Source organism: Propionivibrio sp., assembly GCF_029255185.1.
GTDB lineage: Bacteria > Pseudomonadota > Gammaproteobacteria > Burkholderiales > Rhodocyclaceae > Propionivibrio.
In genome coordinates this window covers 1-6,317 of the sequence record NZ_JAPUVO010000112.1, presented here as the reverse complement: position 1 = coordinate 6,317, position 6,317 = coordinate 1, and the positions used below count along the sequence as shown (strand labels likewise).

The 6,317-nt window shown below is 55.6% G+C and carries 1 protein-coding gene; it reads right to left on the bottom strand.

What is annotated here, in order from left to right; all coding sequences use genetic code 11:
• A partial coding sequence (locus tag Q1J43_RS10015; protein WP_301102357.1) for a hypothetical protein occupies window positions 1-6,317 on the bottom strand: 6,317 nt, incomplete at both ends.

Genomic DNA, 6,317 nt, shown 5'->3' with positions numbered 1-6,317 from the left:
TGGTGGTCGTCTCGATGATGCCATTGCCGAAATTCCAGACATAGGTGAAGGTGTCGCCCACCCCCGGGTCCTGCACGCTGACGCCAAACTCGAACTCACCCGCCGTGGCGGTCGGGGTGGCCGTGAAATTGCTCAGCTCGGGCGGGACGTTTTCGACGGTAATCGTGTGCTGCCAGTTCGCCAACTGCACATCATCGCCGGTGTCGGATATCCGCATCAGACGGGCGGAGATTGTCATGCTGTCGATCGGTGTTCCGGAGGTGCTACCGTTCTTGATCACATGCGTGCCGCTGAACGCACCGCGTGTATGCGTGACGTTGTCGGTGAGGCTCAGTCGTTCGATATCGCCATCGCCCCAGTTGACTTCGATATAGCAGTTGTCTAGTTCGACGCCACTCACATTACCCTCGAATGTGATCGTATCACCTTCGCGGTAAGTCGACTTGAAGGGCGACGTCGTCTCGATTCCGTAAAGTATAAAGGTACGGGCGTTAAAGACGACACTGGCCTCAGCCTCGCCCAAATCGTCGTCTTTGACCGACAGCCGAGCGGTGTACGAGCCGTCATCCCGCGTCACCATCACGGATGGCGCGGTCAGAGTAAAGGATTCGGTGATCACCGCCCCGTCCGGGTCGAAAACTTGCCAGTGATACTCGAGCACGTCGTCCGGGCCTGGGTCGGTGACAAAAGCGTAGGGAGTGACGATATCGCCCATAGCATACTCGCCACCGCCACCGATCTGAATTTTCGGGTTCTGATTGACCACGGTAATCACGGTGGTCATGTCACCCACACCGAGATCATCGTCTTCAACACGGATTTGCACGGTGTAATCATCGCGCGGCGTCCCGCTCGGATTGTCGTCGCGATACACATGCTTGAGTATCGGATTTCTGTTGTTAAGCGCCAGCGTCTGCGTGTTTATCACCCCATCGCCCCAGTTAACCGTCACCGTAAGGCTGTCTTCAAGACTGGCGTCATTGATATGCAGTTGCAGTACCGCTGCGGTGTTTTCGACGATCGACGGCGAGGCAAATTCGGCGCCCACCGTCGGCGCGGCGTTGACCACGGTCAGCCTGAGGGTGTCGTTGACCTGACCTCCCTCACTGTCGCAAATCCAGACCTTTACCGTGTAGTCATCGAAGGGAGTCCCGCTGGGGTTATCGTCGGGATACAACGATGCTATCGAGAAGGTCGTGACGCCCGGGTCGAGCACAACAGAACTCGCCACGTCATTTCCCCAATCGACGATCACGACATGGGTTTGTTCTGGTTTCGTAATGTCAGAAAACTCGCCATGGAGAACGGCGCTCGCCCCTTCGAAGATGGACGATTGTTCCAGGGTCAGGCTGACGATGCTCGGCGGAACAGCGGCGGGCGCATCACCCAGACGGATGTTATCGACCCCGACTGACCATGGATAGAATGCGGATTCAGACCTGCGCAGCTTGGCGTAAACATCCTTGACCTCGAAGGAAAACTGCCCAACCTTGCCGCGCAGCGCGGTAGGAATCGTCACCGGCACGTTCCGGCGAGTTGTTCCGGTTGCTGCGGGCATTTCGACCGACTCGGTAGCTAGTACAAAACCATCGGCATCTTTGAACGTGACGAGCAAAGTTCCTGAGACAGGCCGTGGCGGTTTGTTTTGGGCATATTTGGGGTGTCTGGGCAAATCCTCCAAGTCTTGATACACAGTATCAAATGTAAGCTCTTCCGGCGCTGAAACATCAATCAGCAAGGTGCCCTTGTCTTTCGGGAAATATTGCCAATCATGCGTCAACGTGTCTCCGGCGCTCAGGCTCCCCTGGAAGTCCATGAAATCGGCTTGAAAAGCATTTATGAGGGCGGGAATGAATGACGTTGCTGCAACGGCGCCAAAGTGCCTCAACATTGCCTCCGTAAAGTTTTTGAGGATGACTTTACCGTCCGCTTGCAACTTCTTTATATCGTCGGTGACCACCTTATGAAGATCGAGAATATGTTTGACCACCTGCCAAAGATGGGCCAGGGTGCCACTTATTCCAAGTTTCTGTATTGCCCCCGTCACATTCCTGGCAAGCGCTTTCCAGGTCACCGTTTTGAGATACGTCGTGGCTGCCGCCCGCTCATCTTCAGGCAACTTCTCCAAGACGCTACTGAAATCAAATTCAAAGTTTAAATTTTTAAGGCCCTGCGTCCAGCCCCCGCTACCGCCCTGGAATGCCCAACCCGGAATCTCGTACCCGGTTATTGCAGAAAAGAATCGGTTATACACCGGAAAACGGCTCGACTGAAAATCGCCATTGAACACGGTCGGAACGGCTTCTTTCTTATTGCCCACCTGAGTCGATTCGCCATGATCATCCACGCTGGCGATGTGGCCCGTGCCACCGGGGCGCATCGTTGTCGTTGCCCCGCCGCCAAGGTACGAATAGCCCCAGCCGGTGCCAACACCTTCCGACGGACGGGTATCCGCTGCAACAATATCCGCGTTTTCGGTAAAGGCTTGCCCGGCCCGATACCAGGGGTTAGCGGTCTCCCAAGACTGCTCCCATTTTCTCTTGATTACGCCCCATGTTCCATCCACCTTCTCGTAATCACGCTTGGAAAGCGCGACTGTCCCCAAGTACCATCCCTCAACCTGCAGATGAACCTCATTGTTGCCCCAATTGATCCAAGGCAAAAATTTAATGACCTGATCTTTAACAAACCCTGCCCGCCCGTTGAGACTGATATTGACGTCCGCACCGAGAATCGGTCTGCCGTTATAGGTCGATGACGTTCTCCATAGCGCTGGTGTAAAAAATGGACTATCGGCATATCCCAAGGTTTGATAATAATTGTCAGCAAACCCTATGTTTGACCATAAAGTTATTTGCGGATCCTTATAGTTGTTATAGGGAATCGTTCCCAGCCCGATCACATCAATCAGGTCGCTACCGGCAGCATCCAGCCACGGCCTTAACTTCTCAAAAAATACAAGTTTTTTTAGTGCGCTAGAAGCACGTGCCAGAACGAAGGTCAGATCACCGATGAGTCCGGTCACAGGCACTGACAGTCCAAACTGCTCAAAATCATGCGGATCGAGCGTTGTAAACTGAATGTCTTTCACGTCCGGGAAGTACTTGCCAATGCGTTGGGTGACCTCGCTATTGACCGAGGCGCCGCGACCCAAACCGATAAAATGCAATGGCGATTTGAACAACTTTTGATCCGTCGCGCCATCCAGCCTGACTAGGGCGGCAAACAAGGCATCCGCCGCCGCCTCGGAAAAACCCGAATCGGGAATGCTCGAATCGAGCATCCAGTTGGCAATCAGCACCAGGGGATGACCGACTACGTCAGCCGGGGTGGTGGTGTCGCCGCCGACCCCAAACACCCATTTCCACGTCGCGGACGCGGGATCATAGACAAAGACAGAGCCCTTGCCGGGTTCTGCAATCGCCATTCCCAGCTCGATCTGAGCCCTTAAATCGACCACAGGATCGGGGGAGGACAGCCGCGCCGTCGTTGTGTCGTGCGTGATGATCGTCACGCCGGCGAAACGCGTGTTGCTGGTGTCGAGAATCGGGGCGGCATCCAGGGTTCCGGAATCGCGCGACTTTTGTCCGGTCGCCGCGCTGATAACCTCGACCCCCCAGTAATAATGCTGACCCGCCGTCAAATAGACGTCATTGGGTAGTTGAAAGCTTTTCTCGCCCGCGTCAAACGAGCCAATGTCGGCTACCGTAAGTTTTTTGGTGAATATCCGATCAAGCTTCACGGGTACGCCGGTCACAACATCATTTTGTGTCCAATCAACCGTACCCCCTGGCAATATATTGGAGTGTAAATCCATCAGATCGCTCACGAACAGCCCATCCCCGGCCTGGAAAGTGCTGACGGTGAGGATCACTTCGCTGACTGCTTCATTCAATACAAACGGTATGATGGCCGGACCGACCGATGATTCGAATACGATGGCCTTTGCGGCAGAACTCAAGAACACACTGTCGTTCGGAGATTCAATGTCGCTCACCCAGCCGGACGTCAAATCCCCGGGAATCCCCAGGTTATATTTTATCGGCGTTACCACCTGACGCCCGGCGATGCGATCAATCGGATTCGGCTTTTTGGAATTTTGCATCTTAATGGAGTTTAATTCGGCAGCCGAGAGCAGTTCGGACAGATTCCAGACCAGCAGTCCGCTATCCGGGGGCGCGTCACCGATTGTTGGCCAATAGCGCAAATCGGCCATCAGCGATGTGCTGTCTTCACTGACATGCAGGCGATTGAAATTGCCATTGATGACCGGCGTCGTCGCGCCCAGGTACTCCGCCTTGCCAAACGGATCCTTGATGATGCCAACCTTGCCACCCATTTGTCCGGCTGACTTGAAATAGTCATAGTAGAGCGTGTCGTAGGGAGCATTAAGTTCAAAGAAATAATCGGCGACCAGCGCGTATTCAACGCCATCCTTGACAACCAGCACCGGCGACTGCGCCCGCTGAATATTGAGCTTATAGTTGGCATCAAGGCGGGTGGCCCCATCGATGTGCCCGGCCATCCGTATTTGCTTGAACTTCGCCGGCGTTCCGGTCAGACTGCCGCCGGGGGTGAGGTTGACAGTCACTGTGGCCAGTCCGGCGTCGGCGTCCTTGCCATCGGTTAGCAAAAACCGCAGCTGATTTAACACCCCATTGGACCTGATTCCCGCCCCCGAAATAAACTGCGGCCCTTGACCCTCGCCGGCTGGAAAGTCCACCGGAACCATGGTCAAAGCACCTGTAGCGTCGGCCATTCCGGCAGCGGATGTTGTCAGCGCATTAAGGTCAATGACATAAGCATTGCCACTTTCAATCGTTTTATTTGAAAAAAGATCATAGTCACTCGCCGGCGCCGTTATACCGAGATAGGAATGGCCCTCGCCTTGAATCACGGCGAGATCAATGTATCCGTACAACGGGTACGACAGCATGATTTGCTGCTGCCGCAAGAAATCGACACTATGTGCGCCAATGTTCACGCGCAACAGGCGGCTGGACGTGCTAATAGAGCCCACTTCGGCCACATACAGCCAGCCATCGGCAACCGCCAGCGCAGAAATATTGCTGGTCCCGACATAAATCGTTTGCACCAGGCGCAGGGTCGCCGTATCCATGATGTGGATGTCGCCGCGCCCGCCAGCGACGAACATCAGCGTTTTATCGAGATTGAAGGCGATCTGGTCGACGAAGTTGCCGGCGGCCCGCACCGGCCCGCTCGGATCGTCCGCGTAGAGTACCTCCTTGACCAGGACATTATTTTTGAAGATCAGCAGCTTTTGCCCTTGCGAGACGACGTCGTAACCCGTTTGCCCATCGACCGTTGCGCTGGCCGGCTCGCCATCGGCCACCCAGTGAAGATCACCCGGGTTATCAAAATCCAGCGTCTGCACCAGACGCTGCACGGTCAGCGTCTGCAGACCCAAGGCCACGCCGGCCGGAATATCCAGATCGACGGTGATGCTCGTCTGCCCCGGATTGACGGGCTGAAAATCGACCAGTTTTGTCCATTCAACCAGCGGCTTGCTAAGCGTCGTGCTGTCATCGGCCCATTGATCGGAGCTCGCATGGCCGTCCTGGTCGATACTCAAGCCCTCCGGCGACATCCAGAACCTGAGGGCCACCGGGCGTTCCGGCATTCCATCCGGGGTCGTCGGCGCCAGATTCTCAACGGTCACGCGCAGCTTGCCGTCCACCATTTCCATCTTGCTGATCTGTGCATCGCTGGTCGCTACGGGAGTAGTCTTTACCGAATCGCTAATCGTCAGGGTGATGTTGTCGCCTTCGATGCTTCTTGTCATCGGCTTCACCTGGTAGGCGCCGGCATAGTCCATCTGGATGCTATAAATTCCGGCAGCCACGGCCCCTGCGGCCAAGACTCCAAGAGCCATCGCCCATGGACTGGCAAGAGAGATAAGGGCGGCGGCGCCAAAAATCCCGGGAACACTAGCCGCACCGAGCAATGTGAGCGCGAGAGTGCCCGATACAATCGCCAGACCGGGCAAGCCATAACCCTTGACCTTGACCGCACCCGTATTCACATCGACGGTGGTTTTGACACACAACAAATCACCATTCTCACTCACCCCGTTATACGGCGGACTAGCCGTCCTAGCCACCAGCCGTCCGCTGCTATCCCTCTGCACAAAGCCATTATCAAGCACCCACCACTTAGGCTGCATCACCCCATTGATGTCCGGCGCCATCCCGCGGCGCAGGAAGAGCACCTCGTCACCCTCCGCAACGCCACTGGTGTCCTGCAGAGTCAGCGACAGTTGCACCGGAACCGTCGTCTTCGCATCACCGAGTTCGAGA